Origin of the sequence: Vagococcus hydrophili, from assembly GCF_011304195.1 — a bacterium.
GTDB classification, from domain to species: Bacteria; Bacillota; Bacilli; order Lactobacillales; family Vagococcaceae; genus Vagococcus; species Vagococcus hydrophili.
In genome coordinates, this window is the sequence record NZ_CP049887.1 from 1,272,540 (window position 1) to 1,288,901 (window position 16,362).

Here is a 16,362-nt window from a genome sequence, read left to right on the forward strand (position 1 = left end):
ATGCCAAGGAACCTCTTCCCGCCCTGAAAGAGATTTCCTTGAAGCATACGCCCAACCTTGAATTGTTCTATGTCTATTATTCTGACACAGTTTCATGATATTTTCAAATATTTTGTTACTTAACGACAAAAATAAATTCTTCACCTAAAGCTTCGATTCGTGTTTTCCACTCGTCATTTGTTAGATTATTTTCATCAATATAGCGATTTCTGTCGTGAACACGGCATTCATGAGAACAACCACGAACGTATTTGTCTTCATTTTCTTCAGAACATAAAATCTGACGGTTACACTCTGGATTTCCACAGTTAACATAACGCTCAGAAGGTGTGCCGTCAAACCAATCACGTCCCACGACAACAGGATTTACATGATTAATTGGGACACTAATACGCTCATCAAAGACATACATTGCGCCGTCCCATAGTTCCCCTTGAACTTCAGGGTCGCGACCATAAGTAGCAATCCCACCGTGAAGTTGTCCTACATCTTTAAAGCCTTCTCGGACTAACCAACCAGAGAATTTCTCACAGCGAATCCCACCTGTACAGTAAGTAACGACGCGTTTGTCCATAAATTCTTCTTTGTTATCACGAATCCATTGAGGTAATTCTCTAAATGAACGGATATCTGGACGAACAGCGCCTTTAAAGTGACCTAAGTCATATTCATAGTCGTTACGAGCGTCAATGACTACTGTGTCTTCATCTAGAATAGCCTCTTTAAATTCAATTGGAGAAAGGTAAGCACCGGTTAACTCTAAGGGGTTGATATCATCTTCTAATGATAAAGAAACAAGCTCTGGACGTGGTCTAACAAACATTTTTTTAAATGATTGTTCTTCTGCTGGATCCATTTTAAAGAAAGTATCTTTAAAGCGCTCATCAGCGTGCATGTGTTCCATGTATTTTTGAGTGTCTTCAGTTAATCCAGATAAAGTTCCGTTAATGCCTTCATTGGCAACTAAAATTCGACCTTTTAAGTTCAGTGATTTACAAAAGGCTAAATGTTCAGCTGCGAATTGTTCTGGATCTTCTATTGGAACGTATAAATAATATAATAAAACTTGATATTTTGACAAAGTCAATTCCTCCTCTAGTTTGTACTAAATTATTATAGTGTAGAGTAACTAAAAATAGCAACTTACGTGCTTTATTCACAAAGTTAAGGTATATTAGAGAGTAATTAAAGAGTTGACGATTAGCTAAAATAAAGATATCTTACATAGAGTAGAAAGATGTTTGACGATAGTGGGGTACAAAAGAAAATGATATGGAAAGAATTAAAGAAACAATGGCGTTTTATGGACGGTGTTGTTATCCTTTGTTTAGTTGTTTTATCCTTTGTTCCATTGGTGATTTTTTCGATGAATCAAAAAGATGCAACTGGTAATAAAGAAGGAACAATTGCAGTGATATCGATTGATGGTAAAGAGGTTGATCGGTTTGAATTAAATGAAGATACGAAGCATTATGAGAAAACGTATCATCCAGGGAAAGATAAATACAATATTGTGGAGATGGAAGGGACTCGAATTCGTGTAAGAGAAGACAACAGTCCTGACCAAATTGCCGTAAGAACGAGCTGGATTAGTCGTGTGGGTCAAACAAGTATTTGTTTACCTCATAAACTCGTGATTGAGATTATTTCACAAAATCCAAGTGACGATGATGAAGATATGATTATTACTTTTTAGGAGTGAAGGAAAATGGTCAGAAAAGTAACAGATAGAAAAGACTTAGAACAAATTCATGCTTTAGCAAGTTATGCCTTTAATAGTCAGCATACAGAGGAGCAAAAAGAGAAATACATTAAAAAGAATCAATTTATTGATAACTATGTAGAAGAAATTGATAACGTTGTTGCGAGCCAAGTTGTGAGTTATCCTTTCGCTGTGACAATCGGTGGCGTAACCATGGGAATGTCTGGTATTGGAGACGTGGCTAGTTACCCTGAAGCTCGTGGAACGGGTGGGATTCGTAATATTTTTAAAGCTATTTTCGAAGACTTACATGAAAAAGGAACAGAGCTTTCTTATTTAGCACCTTTTTCTCAAGCTTTTTACCGTAAATTTGGGTATGAAACAGTCTTTGATTTTGAAGAAATCAGAATTCCAGCAAGTATTATTCAACAAATTAAACCTGAAAAAATAGGAAGTGTGAAGCGCACAGACTGGTCAGATCAAGACACACAAGACGTGTTAAAAAATTTATATCAAGAAACACTTGGAAAAGAACATGGCACAGTGGTTCGTGAGGATTACTGGTGGGAATATACCTTAACAGCAAAGAAAAACCGCCGAATTGCTTTATGTTTTGACGATAACAACGTGGCACAAGGTTACTTAATTTATGAATTAATCGGTGCCTCTGAATTTATGATTTATGAAATGAGTTATAAAAATGCCTTTGCGATGCGTAAATTAATGACCTTTGTTTCTTCTCATAGCGGTAGTTTTGCGGAGTTTGTTTCAACTAATATTAGAGATACGATGCTATTAGAGTTGTTCACTGAGATGAAGGGGATCACTCGTAAAACCTATAGTAGTATGATGGTGCGCATTGTTAACTTTAAAAACTTTATTGAAAAATATCCATTTAGAGATAATGGTCAAAAAGAAGTTGTTTATTTAAAGGTTGAGGATTCAACCTGTGAGTGGAATAACGGCGTGTTTGAAGTGACGATTGAAAAAGGTCACGCAACCTGTGTCAACGTTTCAGATGAGACTGCTGTGGATTACAGTGGATCAATTCAACGTTTTACTCAAGTTTTCATGGGACATCATACACTTGAGCAGGCCCTGTGGTTAGAGTTAATTGAGCAATCAACAGATAACCATGTGTTAGGCGATTTGATTGAGCATCGAACACCACAGTTATATGATTATTTTTAAATAAAAAAATATAGACGAAAAAAAGAGTAGGTACTAGACTACTCTTTTTCTTCACGTTTAGGGCGCTGCATTAGCACGACTAAATATAAAACTATTCATCTATTATATTACCATAGTTATGAAAAAAGTCATTATCAAATTTTAAAGTAATGGATGAAAAAAATGATAATTAGTAACTTAACGTGATTTTACTTGTTTTTTAGTTCTTTTTTATCAATGAATAACCAACTGGTGTCTCTTTGTGATTGATTAGTGGAGAATTTTTCAATGTTAAGAATTCTAATTGATTTATCTTTATTAGAAAATGAATAATCAACAGAATTATCAATCGTGGCATCTTGATAAAGACTAGCAGACGCCGCAGGAATAGTTAAGGTTTCTTTTTGATTAAAGGAAAAAAGACTTGGAAAAGCTTGGATTTGTACATAGATATTAGGATCATTTGAATCAATTGTTCCGAAAACATGTGGACTATGGATTTTAGTGAATTTCTTTTTATTTTTTAGCTGAATGGTGTAAGTCACATCTTCTGGAATCATCTGCTCTTTTCTAGTGTCAGAGTTGAAGACCTTTTTCTCAGATACTTTATTGGAAGTAATTGAAAACACTTCTAAATCATCAGGAGTTAGTTGAATAGGTTGTTGTGTCCAAAAGAAATAACTAACAAAAATAGCAATTATGGCTACGCTAGCAGTTAATAACGATAGGAATGTTTTTCTCTTAATATTAACATTTAATTTTGCGGTCATTTTTTTATCTCCTCTCAACATTTCATCAAGGGACAGATTGAAAAAATCACTCAATTTAACTAACTGTTCCAAATCGGGATAGCTTTTTCCGTTCTCCCATTTAGAAATCAATTGACGACTGACAAAAAATTCATTAGCTAATTCTTCTTGTGTTAAGTTCTTTTTAGTACGTTCTTCTTTAATAATTTTTCCGATTTCCATTATTAGCACCTCCTTGAATTAAGCATAGTTGTTAACCGTAAAAATGACTAGCAACGAAATTAAACATTGATAGGTTAGGCATGCTACATATCCTTCCATGATAAAAATTTCCTTAATAATCAACAATCGTTAAACTTTTTAAGAACTCTTCTTTAAGATGTTGGTCTCGGTAATCTTGAAACTCTTTTTGATGATGTTTGAGAATTTTTCTAACATTCATCGGATTGAAACTGGTCATTAAGTCGTTAGTCAGCATAAAATCACGAGTGAGATGCCATTCATAAAAATAGCCCAATGGTTTTGCGGTATAAATAATATTCCCAATCTTGGTTTCTTCAAAACGGCGATGGGTGTGACCAAAAATCACTTGTCTGATATTAGGATAGTTGGCAAGCATGTCCCCTAATTTTTGTGTTCCTAAGAAGGCATTGATTTGATTCCAACGGGCGTATTTCCCTTCGAAGTAACGAATAAACTCTTGATGTGGAACAAAGTGAGTCGCCAAAATAACCTCTTTATTTTGATTGATTAAATCATCTAAAAGGATTTCTAGTTGTGAGAGAATCTGCTCAGTTATTTCAATATCACTTTTACCTCGCTCAATCATTCGGTCGTACCAATATAAATTTTTAGCTGCGAGTATTTTCTTTGGATCATTTTCTAAAGCAAAACTATAATCATACCAACCATTCATTCCAACTAAAACTAAGTCAGATGTTAATTCTAAATAATCTAAATTAAGAAAGCGATCATCTGGATAGTTTTCCATTTGCACTGGATTGTTTAAGCTTGGCAGTTCATGATTGCCGAAATTGTAAGTCACAGAATAGGAACTTTTTTCTAAATAAGCGACTGTTTCAAGTAACTGATTGACTGTATTGGCTGTGTCCCCAGCTAGGTGGAGATGGTTTATTTGCTGTGCCTCTAATAGCTCTATAAGGAGGTCCAAATCCTTTTTGGATAGTTTATTAATGTCTACGTGTAAATCGCTGATAACGGCTAATCTGCCCATGTAAGTCACCTCATAGATAGTATAGCGTAGTCTGTGATAAAACAGTTAGCTTTATTAACATACAATGTAATTAGATTGTGTTATAATGGATATGCGAGACGAGATTAGTAAGCAAACAGAACACCAAAAAACCACCCTATGGCGATAGGGTGGTTTTTCTTTTCACTGGTGCGAATCAGCGTTGGGTTAGTAGCAACTATTTGAATACCGTCTAGTCATCTAACTTCTGACTAATCCATAATAATATGAGTCCCACTAAAAGTGGTGCGATAAACAACGAGATTATTTGATCAAACAAACAGAATACCCCCTTTAAGGGCAGTTGCCAATAATAATTATATCATGAAAATAATCAGATTTTATGATTTGAGGTTGATCTAATGTGCTTTTTTAGTAAGCATCAAATTCTAAAATGAATTAATTAGAAACTATGTCTCCTAATAAGGTGAGATAGTTTGTTTGTGGTACGTTTAATCTTATTTTACAAAAAAATTTATAAAAAATAAAAAAATGTGCAACAATAAAAGTATTGATTACGAATAAGTAAGTAAAGGAGGCTGATAGAATGCCAAGTGATGCTGATTTAATTAAAAAGATAATCAAAAAAGGCTCTAAAGAAGCCTCTGAGATGTTAATAGAAAGATATTATGATTGTCTTTATTGTTTTTTATATCGTCAACTAGGAAACAAGGAAGATAGTTTAGATGTGACCCAGGAAGTTTTCATCTCCGTTTTAAACAGCATTCAAACCTATGATGCAAAAAAAGCCAGTTTTAAAACGTGGTTGTTTCAAATAGGAACCTATAAGGTAATTGATCGAAGGCGTAAAAAACAAGTGGTGTATGAAGAGTTGGAAGAGTATCACGAAGGTCAAACAGAAGATTTACTCGCTCAATTTGTGGAACTCGAATTATTAGAATCCGTCAATGATTATGTGATGAGGTTTCACCCAGATATTCAAAAAGTCTTTCGTTTGAAAATATATGGTGATTTTACGTTCAAGGAAATCAGTAAATTGTTAAATGAAAGCGAAGAAAAAGTTAAGGCGCAGTACTATCGTTTAGTGAAGAAGATTAGAAAGGAGTTCCAAGAAAATGAAAGATGAAAAAAAGATTGAATTACCTAATGAGTTAGAAAAACAGCAAAGTATCGCGTTTATTTTAGATCAAGTAGATGTAGTACCTCGTACTTTCTTACAGTTTATCCGAAATTTTTTAAGCGACATTAATATTAAAATTATTTTTGGTGAGTTAAAAGAAGTGTTACTGGTTATTTTTATGACATTGATCTGTGTACTTGTTTTAGGAATTCAAGTCACTCATGAGCAAATGCTAAAGACAAACTTAGTGATAGGTGAATTACAACAAGATACGGCATTTCTTACTTTTTTATTGTCTCCTTTAGTGTACGCTTTGTTCCATTATTTAAGTCTTTGGAAAGAGTATCAGCTTAAAACATTCGAATTAAAAATGACTTACCGAATCTCTTTGAAAGAACTGTTAATTATTCGGTTATTACTGTTTAGCATGGTTGCTTTGATTGTGTCTGTGACATCTAGCTGTCTATTGTGGCTAGCGTTAGAAAAAAATATCTCCTTAATCAGATTAATCAGTATTTCAAGTGCTTCTTTATTTATATTTGCAACTGTTCAACTAGTGTTGGATCAAAAAATAAGTTTAAAAAAGAGTTATATTATTAGTCCTATTTTTTGGCTGATTGTTGGTTTTATTTTATTTGAACTAAGTAATTTTGTTGGTGGCATCTTAATATGGTTACCGAATTTTTTAGTGATAATCATTAGTTTAGTTGCTATAGCAAGCTATTTGTATTTACTGAGACAAGAATTTTTAAAACAAAGAGAAGGAGGGGAAGCATATGTTAGAGCTTAAAAATGTTAGTAAAAAATTTAAGGACACACTTGTTTTAGAAGAAATCACCCTTACATTTGAAAACGGAATTTACGGCTTACTGGCTCCAAACGGGGCGGGAAAAACAACGTTAATCAAGTTGATGACAACCCTGTTATTTCCAACAACGGGAGAAATATTATGGGATGGTCAAGAAATTAATCAATTGGGTGAAAGTTATCGAGGAGAGTTAGGTTATCTACCTCAAGACTTTGGCTATTACGGGAATTATAGCCCAGAAAAATTTTTACTTTATGTGTCCGCCTTACAAAAAATGGATAAGAAAATAGCTAAAACAAAAATATCAGAACTTTTAGAACTAGTTGCTTTAACTGATGTTAAACATAAAAAAATGAAGCATTTTTCAGGTGGAATGATTCAACGTGTGGGAATTGCTCAAGCCATGCTAAATGATCCTAAATTACTGATTTTAGATGAGCCGACAGCTGGACTAGATCCTAAGGAAAGAGTTCGTTTTAGAAACTTATTACATCGATTGGCAGAAAATCGAATCATTATTTTATCAACACATATTGTTTCTGATGTAGAGTCTATTGCGAATCAGTTGATTTTATTAAAAGACCACCAAGTGTATTTATCTAATACACCAAATGAAATCAGTGAGTTGATGCAAGGAAAAGTCTTTGAAATACCTATGGAAAAAGAGTTGCCTGAGGATTATTTACTACTTAGTGAGAGACAGAGTGAACAGGGAGCTGTCTATAGGGTTGCCAGTTCCACCATTCCTAACAATAGTGTGGAGGTTAGACCAACATTAGAAGATGCCTTTTTATATCTGTTTAGAGATGAGGTGTAACGAATGTTGTGGCTAGAGTTTAAGAAGTTATTAGAGCAACGGATTATTGGTGTTTTTATTCTGTTATGTGTCGTTTTTAATCTACTGATGATAATCAACATTGGTTTTGATCAGAGCTACCTAAAAGATGTGACAGCATTTAAACATGAGCAGGGTCAATTGATTTCTCCAACAAGTATTGAAACTGCAGAGAAATTGCCTTTTTCAAAAAATCAGCAGCGTTTAGTTAATGAATTATCTGAAGCAGAGGATGTTTTTAGTCACTTATTTTATCAAGAATTAGAAGAACAGGTCATTGATCATTATCAAGTGACAGGTAAGATGTCTCAGAATTTAGGGAATAAATACCAACAATTAGAACCAGTTATTAAAAAGCTCTCTCAAGAAAAAGATGCACTAGATATTGCAGCTGCAGGAGACACTATGAATTACTTTACCTATATTAGAAATGTTTTATTTCGGATGATTTTATTAGAAGGTATTATCTTTGCTGTATTAATCGGGCTATATAGTAGTACTTCAGAAAAATTAACCAAAACAGAAGCACTTGTTTTTACCTCAAAGCGGGGGCGGAAAATTCAGTTTAGTAAATTCTTATCAGGGTTAGGATTAGTCTTACTTTTTTATCTCCTAACTACCTTTATAGTGATGTTTAGTTTTCAAATGACTGAATCACTGGCTGATTTATGGCAGAGTAGTGTAAGTACGCAATTTCACGTCAATATTTATATGCCAGATATACTGGAACTGCCATTTATTACGTGGATTCCTTTAACTTTATGGGGATATATTATGGCTTCTGCTGTTTTAGGATTGTTCATTATAATTTTCATTTATAGTAGTCAGTTTTTAGTTGGCTTGTATTTCAATCACATCTTTAAAGGATTTGTGTTCACGATTTTTCTGATAGCTTTACATAAATTGGTGAGGTTGTATGCTTTTAGACTAGGATGGTGGACGATTTTTACCGGAGTAAATTTTTTGCCAATCGCTATTGTCGAAAATCAGAGCTATTGGTTCACCGAGATGGGCATCTTCTCAATTATTCCCTTGCAAGAAACAGTGGTTGTTGTAAGTAGTTGTCTGATTTTAGGTTTATTAATCCTACCAGTCAGTCGTCTTTATTCAAGAAAGGAGGTCAAGTAAATGGTAAAAGTGGAATTCAAAAAATTTATCCAACCAATCGTCATTGGGGTGGTTTGTTTGATTAGTTTCGTTTCTTATCAATATTATATTAGTTTTATTTATACTTTTTGGCCAAATGGTGGTATCACAGAATTTTATAATTTTTCTCATGATTGGCATGACAGGTTTGGTCTCTCTATGTCAGATGCTGATTTTGAGGTCGTGGCAAATGAAAACCAAGAACGGGTAAAAAAAGCTGATAGTATCATTAAAGAAAGTGAGTATGGAAAACAACGAGGAATTAACACCTATAAAGAGTTTAAAACGTATGAAAGTGAATTGCCAGAAGGAGCAATTTTGGAATTACCTAAATCGGATCAGAAAGAACGTCAAGAGTTAAGAGAATTTATTCAACCTAATGAAAAAGTATTTTCTCAGATAGAAACTTTTGAAACAATTATAAAAGAAAAACAATCTTTTTCCTCACCAGAAGTTTTTGTTAAAGGAAGAGAGATAAATCAAAAAGAACAAGAAAAATTAACCAAAGTGTTGTTTCAAAATGACAGTTGGCGGAATATATTACCCATGTACTTACCAGATACATTAGCCAGTCGTATTTCTGATATGTTAATAACGATTTTGATTGCTTTAGGACTTTTGATACCTTCCGTTTTCGTGAAGGATACCATGTTAAAAATCAAAGCGACTCAGTGGAGTAGTAAACGAGGACGTAACATTGTTAAAAGTCAGTACATAGCGACTCAATTATGGAGTTTAATGACGATTACAGTGATGCTAGGTGTCTTTTTATATCCATTAAAAAACACCGAATTTACGCGCTACTTCTCTAGTGGATTGAATTCATTTTTAGGTGAAAGCTGGTTTCAAGGTAGAAACTATTCGTTTTTAGAAATCACTTTTGGAAGTTGGTTGTGTCTAGTCATCTTATTAGTATATTTGGTGGGAATGAGTTTTAGTCATATTTTATTTTTTATCGGTCAAACCAGCCGTAATTATTTAAACATGTTAATGAAAGTTATTCCCATGTTAACGGTATTTATTATTTTGAGTTCGTTAATATTTAACTATGCCTTTTACTTGGAAAATAAAATATATCAATGGACGGGCATTGTTAATAGTGAACTTTACGTGAGTCTATTATTGCTTATTGTGAGTGTTGGAATAGGGATTACGCCGATATTTATGAGTAAGAAGAGGGAACTAAAATAAACCCTATTACTTAATGATTTGAGGAGGAGTAATTATGAATCTATCAGTGACTATGAAAAAGTATCAAGTGGTAGGTATCATTATTATGGTTAGCTTTATTTTAGTTTTACCTCAGTTAATACTTAAAAACATGATCATAGGTTCAGATGCTCTATTTCACTTCAATCGTCTGTACGATACATCTCAACAAATCAAGGAAGGGAACTTTCAACCATTCATTTCAATGTATGGCTATCAACAATCAGGACGTGTTGTCACGCCTATTTACGCTCTGATACTATCATACATATTGGGTGCGTTACTTTTAATCTGTGGTAATTGGTTTATTTTTCAAATGGTTAGTAACTTTTGTCTTTTTTTACTCTCAGGAATATCGATGTATGCACTTTTAAGAAAAATGGAAGTCCAACAAAGAACGTGTGTGGAACTAAGTTTGTTTTTCATGACGACCTATTCAATATCTTATTGGGTTATTAGACAAGGTTTTTCTAGTTGGGCAGGAGAATTATTACCACTGTGCCTAATACCAGTAGTAACCATGTTTAAAGACAATAAATATCAACCAATTAGCGTGGCATTATCACTAGCGGTGATGTTTCAAACCCATTTTTTGACGAGAATCTTTCTTTTATTTTTTTATAGTATAGCTTTTATATATCAACTAATTAAGAATAGTCATAGACTAAAATTGATACGACAACTAGTTACTTCAATGGTTATTTTTTTCTTTTTAACAAGTAATATCTGGTATGCCTTACGGTGGCTTTATGGTAATAATAAAATTCTACCCCCATTTCAAAATACCGCAATGTTTGAACAAACGATAACAAAAGCAAGTTGGTATTGGTTAATCAATCCTTTTATTCTTCCGTTAATGATTCTTTTCTTATTATTTACCCTCATTACACGGTTTCGTAAAATGTCAGATTTAAACAAATATTTTAGCTTAATGTCTTTGTTCTTCTTTTTTCTATCTTCAAATTTTTTTCCATGGCGCTTTTTATCGACATTAGATATATCTTTAATTAAAGTCATTCAATTTCCGTTTCGTTTTTTTATACCTGGAACGGTGTGTTTAATCTGTAGTGTTGGATTAACGCTGTTAGAAAAATTATATAGAGTAAAAGTTAAAAATTTTCAGTTTTGATAGGAGCTTGTATTGTTCATAGTTTATTTTTATATGGAGATGCTTTGAAAGAGTGGGATGATCCAAAGTTATTCATTCAATCAGGAAGTCATGTTGTGATTCATTCGGAGGATGTTGATGAAGTGAAACAATCTTTTTATCAGAAAGACTTAAAAAAATCTCTGGTACTCGTTGAAAAATCGACTCCCGATTATTTACCAGTATATAGGGATTCTCAGGAAAACAACTATCAACTTTATGAGAAAGTTTTCTTTAATCAAAAAAATAAATTTAGTAAGACAGTAAAAAATCACCAATTGGTTGTAGAGTGGCAAGGGAAAGAGAATGAAGAAGTCATTGTTCCAGTCGTTAAGTATGCTCGGACAACAATAATTTATAATAATCAAAAACTAGAAAAGCCTAAATTAACAGTGTTAGGTAGTCCAATTGTTAAGAGTAGAAAAGGAGCCAATGAATTGATTTTGTATGGTGATTATTAATAATCACCATACAAAAATGCAACCAGCCTAAATGCTGATTGCTAAAAAGGAGTTGTTTATTTACTTTGGAGGAGTAAATAAATGAAAAAGTTTGTTAGGGTTGTTTTGTTGGTATACATATATAATAACTTCTAGATGTGTTAAAAGTGTGATGAAATTGTTCTAAAGTAAGAAGTTTTTTTAAAGGAATTCTTAAGATGAACTCACATGACAAGTTTGTAAGTTTTATCAATGTTAGTCGTAAGTTGGAGTTGGTAAAATGTAACCAACATTAACTAGGAGAGATGAACGATGAAAAAGATAATCCCAATTATATTACTGATTGTTGCAGGTTTTATTGGATACAAAGGCTATACTTACTATAACGACACATATAAGGCAACGACAGCTTATGCTCTTGTGCCTGAAGTACCAGAGAAGAAAGAAGCTCGGGATGACAGTAACAGACCAATCAAAGATGAAGATGGTTCAATTAATTATACTTACGACTATTCTTTTAACTTTATCAAAAAAGACGGTACAAAGCAGACACAAGATTTTGGTTTAACTGGATCGAATGCAGAACCTTATGAACCAGGTACTTATGTGACAGCTGAAATATCGAATAAACGTGTTGTTAAGGGACCTTATACAGTAAAAGAAGATCAAATCCCTAAAGAGATATTAGCTCAATTAAAAGGAAAATAACTATTTATAGGTGACATTGAGAAAACATTTTTTTGTCAGAAAAAATAAAAAATTACCCAAATAGTGCGATATAAAGAAAAAAACCTTCTTTAGATATTCCAAAATGGAATAGCAAAGAAGGTCTTTTTATTGTGTAATCCTTAAATAAAAAAAAGAGGCGGACATTTAAGTCAGCCTCTAAAAAGGAGTTGTTTATTTACTTTGGAGGAGTAAATAAATGAAAAAGTTTGTTAGGGTTGTTTTGTTGGTATACATATATAATAGCGCGTAGATATGTCAAAAGTGTGATGAAATTGTTTTAAAGTAAGAAGTTTTCTTAAAGGAATTCTTAAGATAGAAACTTATTTAACTTCCATCACGGCAAAATAATTATTTTCATTATCAGCAAAGTTAAAGACGCGACCAGTGGGCATAGGCACGATGTCACCTAAAGTTACTTGCTTATTACCTAGTTCTTGATAGAAGGCGTCAAAATCATCTGAATAAAACATTAACGAGGGTGTACCTAAGTTTAATTCAGGAGACATTTTTTCGATTATTTTTTTATCATGTAAAACGATGCTTGTTTCAGACGTTTGAGAAGGGGTGATTTCAAACCATTTCATACCGTGTTCGTTACTTACTTCTGCTAAAAGTTTAAAACCTAATTTTTCCGTCCAAAAATTTTTTGCTTCTTCTTGATTGTTAACGTATAACATAATTTGTCCAATATTTTTTATCATGGTGGTAACTCCTTTAAGTTGATAATTTTTTATAGTTGAAGTATAACTTTTTTAAGAGATAAAGACATGAATTTAGCTCAAAAATAGTTTGTTTAATCTATTAAATAAAAACAAAAAAATAGAGGCTGAATTGAGTCAGCCTCTAAAAGGAGTTGTTTTATTTACTTTGGAGGAGTAAATAAAATGAAAAAGTTTGTTAGGGTTGTTTTGTTGGTATGTATATATAATAGCGATTAAATGTGTTAAAAATGTGATGAAATTGTTCTAAAATAAGAATTTTTAATTAAGAAATTATTAAGACTGTGAAATTACCACGTTCGATCTAGTTTATCAGCGTAAAATTTGATGGCTTCTTGGTACATAGAAACGGAAGAATCAGAGGAAGTATGGGCAATAATTTCAAGTAAAACAGCCATGGCATGTTGATGTTCCGACAAATTATAGAGTGTCATGGCATAAAAAGTTTGTAGTGCTTGGTTCTCTGGAAACAGAGCGATTCCTTTAAGAAAAGTTTCCTCAGATTTTTCATACTTTCCAATTGTTCGATAAGTACTACCTAAACCAAGATACGCATTTTCTAAATCTTGAGGGGATAAATTACCATTAATTGCTTTCTCGTAGTAGGGAACTGCCCCATTTTCATCGCCTAAAGAATCAAAAGTCCAAGCGCATTGATAGTTAATATAGGCATCTTCCGGAAATTCTTGAACTAATTCGAGCATTAAATTCTTTGATTCAGTGTAATTTTTGCTATTTCGTAGATCAACAGCTAGTTTTAATTTATCTATCATTGTAACTTCCTTTCTGATATTTTAATTGTATTTATATAATTAGATAATGATATCATATAAAAATTCATTATATGTATAAATGTACTTAAAATTGTCTAATTGTTTTGAATATTATATAATTAAAATATAAAAATAAGAGGAGGAAGTCAAATGACAGATAAAAAAATGTTGAAATCAGAGAAATTAAGATTGAAAAATGACCGACTTCGAGCGCAAGGGAAAGATCCCTTAAAAGGCTCTAATCCAATGGTGAATACAGGAGTAGCTGGTATTAATAAAGTGAATATAGGCATTCGAGATGATTCTAATACAACGAGTTTTATGGATAAGACGCAACGTAACTTTAATACAGAAAATGCGTGCAAAGATGATAATCGTTAACTAAAAAAACAAGGATAACTCAAATGAGCGATCCTTGTTTTAAATTTATTCAGTTACTTGGAGCAAAACGGCTTTTTCATCACTCTAGAACCAAACCCCCACAAAAAACAGTAGAACTTCACATGAGACGACCATTGCTAGGTTTTTAATAGCTAGTGGGAAGGTTTTTGTTTTGATTTGTTCTTGGCTGTAAGCTTGGGTGTTTTTCCAAACTTTAGGGAAGATTCCCCAGATTAAAAGAAGTGTTAATGGCACAATTTTGAAAATCACGGCTAGGGTCACAGCGACAAAGGTTGCGATCACTAAAAATTGAAATAATTTAACCGCCTTTTTCTTACCAATGTAATAAACAAGGGTATGGCGGTTGTTGAGGGTATCCTCTTCTAAATCACACGTATTATTGGCAAGCATCAAATTAGCAATTGAAAAAGCGGCTGGAAGTGACATTAGACCAACTTGAGAAATGAGTGTCCAGTCAAAAGGCACTAAATTATAAATGTTGAGATACACACAAATTAACGGAATAACAACTCCCATCGTTAAACCAGAAGTGACTTCGCCAACTGGCAAACTAGATAAGGGTTTTGGTCCTGCTGAGTAAAAAATACCCATGGCATAACTAAACATGCCTAACCATAAAATAATCCAGCTCGTTTGAGAGGCTAGATAAATTCCCATTAAAGCGGAAATAATAATAAAGACCCACATGATGAACCTAACAAGATCTAAGGACAGATTTTCACGCCCAATAATATTGGTTTCGTCTTTGTAGTCGTGGACGTCTGTGGCGTTGTGGTAGTCCATATAGTTGTCCATAATATCCACAGCCATATTAAACAGCACCATGGAAATAAAAAAGATGAGCATATTGCCCCAATAAATTTGTTTAAAATGATACCATGAATAGAGGAATCCCATTAAAAAGGGAAAAATACTCGCTGTTTTAGCTTTTAATTCCACTAATTCAGCAAAAACTTTAAAACTCATTGATTAAAACATCCCTTCACTTTTCGTTCAGTGTTTATTATACTGTTATAGTAGAATTTTTCAATTATTTAAAATTGACACAGTTGTTTTAATGCGCTAAATTGAGACTATGATTATTTTGTAGGAGGCCAATAATGGCAGTACATCCACTATGGGAAAAGTATCCCGATTTAAAGAAAGATTTAATAGAAACAAAAAAAGTCATGGACAAATCCGTGAAAATTAGAAATAAAGACATTACCCAAGCTTTGCAATTATTTTTTGAAGCAGGTGGCAAGTTACTTCGCCCCGCTTATTTCTTATTGTTTTCAAAATTTGGAGACGCTGATATGCCTGAGAAAAAAGCCCATCGTGTGGCAGCTTCTTTAGAGATTTTACATGTAGCGACCCTAGTTCATGATGATATTATCGATGATTCCCCAATGCGCCGTTCATTGCCTTCGATTCAAGCAACTTACGGTCAAGACATTGCGGTTTATACAGGTGACTTTTTATTCACAGTCTATTTCCACTTGTTAGCAACATCTACAAGAAGTTTTAGAACGATTGAGATGAATGCCAATAGTATGAAACGCATCTTAGTTGGTGAACTAGATCAAATGAATTTAAGGTTTAACACAAAGATCACAGTGAAACAGTATTTTCAACATATTAAAGGGAAAACGGCCCAATTATTTGAATTTGCGTGTTTTGAAGGCGCTCATTTTTCAGACAGTTCTAAGATGGTTCAATTAACAGCCAAAAGAATCGGCTATAATATCGGAATGGCATTCCAAATTATGGATGATATTTTGGATTATAAAGCCACAGAAAGTGATATGCAGAAACCAGTTTTTGAGGATTTAAAAAATGGTTACTATACGTTACCACTTATTTTGGCTATGGAAAAACATCATGAAGAATTTGCACCGTATTTAGAGAAAAGAACTGACTTATCAGATACAGAACTACAAGAAGTCCGTGACCTAATCGCTAAATACGAAGGGATCGAAAAAGCCGAAGCCATTGCAGAACGCTTCACAGACCGCGCCTTAGCAGGAATCAAAAAGTTACCCGATCGTGAAGAAAAAGAAATCTTATACGACATAACAGCCACATTGTTAAAACGAAATAATTAATATAGAGTGGTGAAAACGGCGTTAAGCTCCAAGCAACTAAAGTAAATCGCAAACAAGTCACTTGAACAATAAAGAGAGAGGATACTAGGTGTCACTCTCTTTTTATGTACTTAAGA

At 33.2% G+C, this 16,362-nt stretch carries 18 protein-coding genes; 12 read left to right on the forward strand and 6 right to left on the reverse strand.

Annotation, left to right across the window (positions count from 1 at the left end):
• Nucleotides 1-115 precede the first annotated feature (115 nt).
• The gene (gene trhO / locus G7082_RS06415) at nucleotides 116-1,081 is read right to left on the reverse strand and encodes an oxygen-dependent tRNA uridine(34) hydroxylase TrhO (protein WP_166034295.1); all 966 of its coding nucleotides are present in this window, start codon (nucleotides 1,079-1,081) and stop codon (nucleotides 116-118) included.
• Nucleotides 1,082-1,237: 156 nt separating this feature from the next.
• Between trhO and G7082_RS06420 the strand changes: the two genes are divergently transcribed.
• Both G7082_RS06420 and G7082_RS06425 read left to right on the forward strand, forming a co-directional pair.
• On the forward strand, nucleotides 1,238-1,696 hold the full coding sequence (locus tag G7082_RS06420; protein ID WP_420825020.1) for a NusG domain II-containing protein: 459 nt from the start codon (nucleotides 1,238-1,240) through the stop codon (nucleotides 1,694-1,696).
• A gap of 12 nt (nucleotides 1,697-1,708) precedes the next feature.
• A complete protein-coding gene (locus G7082_RS06425; protein WP_166034296.1) occupies nucleotides 1,709-2,893 on the forward strand; it encodes a GNAT family N-acetyltransferase in 1,185 nt (394 codons plus the stop codon).
• A 188-nt stretch (nucleotides 2,894-3,081) separates the two neighbouring features.
• Here G7082_RS06425 and G7082_RS06430 read toward each other — a convergent pair whose 3' ends face one another.
• Together G7082_RS06430 and G7082_RS06435 are read right to left on the reverse strand one after the other, a co-directional pair.
• Nucleotides 3,082-3,843 carry a helix-turn-helix domain-containing protein gene (locus G7082_RS06430; RefSeq protein WP_166034297.1) on the reverse strand — a complete coding sequence of 254 codons (762 nt, stop codon included), beginning with the start codon at nucleotides 3,841-3,843 and terminating at the stop codon, nucleotides 3,082-3,084.
• Between the two features lie 112 nt (nucleotides 3,844-3,955).
• The gene (locus G7082_RS06435) at nucleotides 3,956-4,855 is read right to left on the reverse strand and encodes a metallophosphoesterase (protein ID WP_166034298.1); all 900 of its coding nucleotides are present in this window, start codon (nucleotides 4,853-4,855) and stop codon (nucleotides 3,956-3,958) included.
• A 565-nt stretch (nucleotides 4,856-5,420) separates the two neighbouring features.
• Here G7082_RS06435 and G7082_RS06440 point away from each other — a divergent pair.
• The 8 genes from G7082_RS06440 to G7082_RS06475 all read left to right on the forward strand — a co-directional run bounded on the left by G7082_RS06440 (nucleotide 5,421) and on the right by G7082_RS06475 (nucleotide 12,247).
• A complete protein-coding gene (locus tag G7082_RS06440; protein ID WP_166034299.1) occupies nucleotides 5,421-5,960 on the forward strand; it encodes an RNA polymerase sigma factor in 540 nt (179 codons plus the stop codon).
• Complete coding sequence (locus tag G7082_RS06445; RefSeq protein WP_166034300.1) at nucleotides 5,950-6,744, forward strand: hypothetical protein; 795 nt, start codon at nucleotides 5,950-5,952, stop codon at nucleotides 6,742-6,744. Before G7082_RS06440 ends, G7082_RS06445 begins: the two co-directional genes overlap by 11 nt.
• Nucleotides 6,731-7,579 carry an ABC transporter ATP-binding protein gene (locus G7082_RS06450; protein ID WP_166034301.1) on the forward strand — a complete coding sequence of 283 codons (849 nt, stop codon included), beginning with the start codon at nucleotides 6,731-6,733 and terminating at the stop codon, nucleotides 7,577-7,579. Before G7082_RS06445 ends, G7082_RS06450 begins: the two co-directional genes overlap by 14 nt.
• 3 nt (nucleotides 7,580-7,582) lie before the next feature.
• On the forward strand, nucleotides 7,583-8,725 hold the full coding sequence (locus G7082_RS06455; RefSeq protein ID WP_166034302.1) for a hypothetical protein: 1,143 nt from the start codon (nucleotides 7,583-7,585) through the stop codon (nucleotides 8,723-8,725).
• On the forward strand, nucleotides 8,726-9,934 hold the full coding sequence (locus G7082_RS06460; RefSeq protein WP_166034303.1) for a hypothetical protein: 1,209 nt from the start codon (nucleotides 8,726-8,728) through the stop codon (nucleotides 9,932-9,934).
• Nucleotides 9,935-9,968: 34 nt separating this feature from the next.
• Complete coding sequence (locus G7082_RS06465; protein WP_166034304.1) at nucleotides 9,969-11,081, forward strand: YfhO family protein; 1,113 nt, start codon at nucleotides 9,969-9,971, stop codon at nucleotides 11,079-11,081.
• Between the two features lie 44 nt (nucleotides 11,082-11,125).
• The gene (locus G7082_RS06470; RefSeq protein WP_166034305.1) at nucleotides 11,126-11,560 is read left to right on the forward strand and encodes a hypothetical protein; all 435 of its coding nucleotides are present in this window, start codon (nucleotides 11,126-11,128) and stop codon (nucleotides 11,558-11,560) included.
• A gap of 291 nt (nucleotides 11,561-11,851) precedes the next feature.
• The gene (locus G7082_RS06475) at nucleotides 11,852-12,247 is read left to right on the forward strand and encodes a DUF1093 domain-containing protein (RefSeq protein ID WP_166034306.1); all 396 of its coding nucleotides are present in this window, start codon (nucleotides 11,852-11,854) and stop codon (nucleotides 12,245-12,247) included.
• 341 nt (nucleotides 12,248-12,588) lie between these two features.
• Here the strand turns inward: G7082_RS06475 and G7082_RS06480 are convergent, their stop codons facing one another.
• Together G7082_RS06480 and G7082_RS06485 are read right to left on the reverse strand one after the other, a co-directional pair.
• On the reverse strand, nucleotides 12,589-12,969 hold the full coding sequence (locus tag G7082_RS06480; RefSeq protein WP_166034307.1) for a VOC family protein: 381 nt from the start codon (nucleotides 12,967-12,969) through the stop codon (nucleotides 12,589-12,591).
• Between the two features lie 308 nt (nucleotides 12,970-13,277).
• Entirely contained in the window at nucleotides 13,278-13,760 is a 483-nt protein-coding gene (locus tag G7082_RS06485) for a tetratricopeptide repeat protein (protein ID WP_166034308.1), read from the reverse strand.
• Between the two features lie 150 nt (nucleotides 13,761-13,910).
• Between G7082_RS06485 and G7082_RS06490 the strand changes: the two genes are divergently transcribed.
• On the forward strand, nucleotides 13,911-14,141 hold the full coding sequence (locus G7082_RS06490) for a hypothetical protein (protein ID WP_166034309.1): 231 nt from the start codon (nucleotides 13,911-13,913) through the stop codon (nucleotides 14,139-14,141).
• A gap of 84 nt (nucleotides 14,142-14,225) precedes the next feature.
• Here the strand turns inward: G7082_RS06490 and G7082_RS06495 are convergent, their stop codons facing one another.
• The gene (locus tag G7082_RS06495; protein ID WP_166034310.1) at nucleotides 14,226-15,128 is read right to left on the reverse strand and encodes a prenyltransferase; all 903 of its coding nucleotides are present in this window, start codon (nucleotides 15,126-15,128) and stop codon (nucleotides 14,226-14,228) included.
• 134 nt (nucleotides 15,129-15,262) lie between these two features.
• Between G7082_RS06495 and G7082_RS06500 the strand changes: the two genes are divergently transcribed.
• Nucleotides 15,263-16,246 (forward strand): polyprenyl synthetase family protein, encoded by a 984-nt coding sequence (locus tag G7082_RS06500; RefSeq protein WP_166034311.1) that lies wholly within the window; start codon nucleotides 15,263-15,265, stop codon nucleotides 16,244-16,246.
• Nucleotides 16,247-16,362: the final 116 nt, after the last annotated feature.

Coding starts and splice junctions, on each gene's coding strand:
- G7082_RS06420 (WP_420825020.1), top strand. CDS start 1,238: ATGTTTGACGATAGTGGGGTACAAAAGAAAATGATATGGAAAGAATTA.
- G7082_RS06425 (WP_166034296.1), top strand. CDS start 1,709: ATGGTCAGAAAAGTAACAGATAGAAAAGACTTAGAACAAATTCATGCT.
- G7082_RS06430 (WP_166034297.1), bottom strand. CDS start 3,843: ATGGAAATCGGAAAAATTATTAAAGAAGAACGTACTAAAAAGAACTTA.
- G7082_RS06435 (WP_166034298.1), bottom strand. CDS start 4,855: ATGGGCAGATTAGCCGTTATCAGCGATTTACACGTAGACATTAATAAA.
- G7082_RS06440 (WP_166034299.1), top strand. CDS start 5,421: ATGCCAAGTGATGCTGATTTAATTAAAAAGATAATCAAAAAAGGCTCT.
- G7082_RS06445 (WP_166034300.1), top strand. CDS start 5,950: ATGAAAGATGAAAAAAAGATTGAATTACCTAATGAGTTAGAAAAACAG.
- G7082_RS06450 (WP_166034301.1), top strand. CDS start 6,731: ATGTTAGAGCTTAAAAATGTTAGTAAAAAATTTAAGGACACACTTGTT.
- G7082_RS06455 (WP_166034302.1), top strand. CDS start 7,583: ATGTTGTGGCTAGAGTTTAAGAAGTTATTAGAGCAACGGATTATTGGT.
- G7082_RS06460 (WP_166034303.1), top strand. CDS start 8,726: ATGGTAAAAGTGGAATTCAAAAAATTTATCCAACCAATCGTCATTGGG.
- G7082_RS06465 (WP_166034304.1), top strand. CDS start 9,969: ATGAATCTATCAGTGACTATGAAAAAGTATCAAGTGGTAGGTATCATT.
- G7082_RS06475 (WP_166034306.1), top strand. CDS start 11,852: ATGAAAAAGATAATCCCAATTATATTACTGATTGTTGCAGGTTTTATT.
- G7082_RS06480 (WP_166034307.1), bottom strand. CDS start 12,969: ATGATAAAAAATATTGGACAAATTATGTTATACGTTAACAATCAAGAA.
- G7082_RS06485 (WP_166034308.1), bottom strand. CDS start 13,760: ATGATAGATAAATTAAAACTAGCTGTTGATCTACGAAATAGCAAAAAT.
- G7082_RS06490 (WP_166034309.1), top strand. CDS start 13,911: ATGACAGATAAAAAAATGTTGAAATCAGAGAAATTAAGATTGAAAAAT.
- G7082_RS06495 (WP_166034310.1), bottom strand. CDS start 15,128: ATGAGTTTTAAAGTTTTTGCTGAATTAGTGGAATTAAAAGCTAAAACA.
- G7082_RS06500 (WP_166034311.1), top strand. CDS start 15,263: ATGGCAGTACATCCACTATGGGAAAAGTATCCCGATTTAAAGAAAGAT.